The organism is Mycolicibacterium sichuanense, from assembly GCF_033741125.1.
GTDB lineage: Bacteria > Actinomycetota > Actinomycetes > Mycobacteriales > Mycobacteriaceae > Mycobacterium.
Genome location: NZ_JAWQPU010000022.1, coordinates 1 through 1,347 on the forward strand (window position 1 = coordinate 1; position 1,347 = coordinate 1,347).

Below are 1,347 nucleotides of genomic sequence, written 5' to 3' on the forward strand. Positions count from 1 at the left end.
TGAAACGCCCTGGAAATCCCGGAGGCTCCTGACCTTGGAAACGAGGATGCAGGTATGCCGAAGGAACAGTCGCCGGGGAAACCCACGGCGCGTCGATACAGCCCCGAGGAGAAGGCCGCTGCGGTACGGATGGTCCGCGCCCTGCGTGCCGAGCTGGGCACCGAGCAGGGCACGGTGTCGCGGGTAGCCCGTCAGCTCGGCTACGGGGTCGAGTCGGTGCGCTCCTGGGTGCGCCAGGCCGACATCGACGACGGGTATGCGCCAGGGGTATCCACCGCGGAGTCTCAGCGGGTCAAAGAACTCGAGCAAGAGATACGAGAACTCAAGCGCGCCAATGGGATTCTGAAGCGAGCAGCCAGTTTCTTCGGGGCGGAGCTCGACCGCCAACACAAGAGATAGTCACCTTCATCGACGACAACCGCGAGGAGTTCGGGGTCGAGCCCATCATCACCGTCCTGCACACCGCAGGGGTGACGGTGGCCCCGAGCACCTACTACGCGGCCAAGTCGCGCGCTCCGTCGCAGCGGGCCTGCCGTGACGCTGTCCTGGGTCCGGCCCTGGTGGCGCTCTGGGAGGACAACTACCGGGTCTACGGGGTTCGCAAGCTGTGGAAGACGGCACGTCGGGCCGGCCACGACGTCGGCCGCGACCAGGTGGCCCGGCTGATGCGGGCGGCCGGGATCGAAGGCGCACGGCGCGGCAAACGGGTGCGAACCACCAAACCCGACCACAGCGCCGAACGGCACCCGGATTTGGTCAATCGGAAGTTCACCGCGAGCGCCCCGAACCAATTGTGGGTTACGGATCTGACGTTCGTGCCGACCTGGGCCGGGGTGGCGTATGTCTGCTTCATCGTCGACGCCTACTCCCGGATGATCGTTGGCTGGCGCGTCGCATCCCACATGCGGACCACCATGGTCCTTGATGCGTTGGAGATGGCGCGCTGGTCACGCGGAAACACGTTGCCGGGCTTGACATGTCACTCGGATGCCGGATCGCAATTCACATCTATCCGCTACGGCGAACGACTCGCCGAGATCGGCGCAGCCCCGTCGATCGGTTCGATCGGGGACAGCTATGATAACGCCCTCGCGGAGACGGTGAACGGCTACTACAAGGCCGAGCTGATCTACGGGCCGGCCCGCACCGGCCCGTGGAAGACCGTCGAAGACGTCGAGTTGGCGACCCTGGGATGGGTGTACTGGCACAACACCGCCCGCCTTCACGGCTACCTCAGCGACGTCCCTCCGACCGAGTTCGAAGCCGCATTCTACGATGCACAGCGGACCGACCAAACCCTGGTCGAAATCCAATAGCTCGAGCCTCCGACAGAACCAGGGCGTTTCA

1 protein-coding gene and 1 other annotated feature are annotated in these 1,347 nt (G+C 65.1%); the gene reads left to right on the forward strand.

Annotated elements, in window-relative coordinates:
• Positions 1–54 precede the first annotated feature (54 nt).
• Positions 55–1,316, forward strand: a protein-coding gene (locus SBI80_RS28130; RefSeq protein WP_318978435.1) for an IS3 family transposase whose coding sequence is annotated in 2 segments (ribosomal slippage) — positions 55–358 and positions 358–1,316 — 1,263 coding nt in all. Because the reading frame shifts where the segments join, the coding sequence is not laid out codon by codon here.
• Positions 354–485, forward strand: a sequence feature (AL1L pseudoknot). It overlaps the preceding gene by 132 nt.
• Positions 1,317–1,347: the final 31 nt, after the last annotated feature.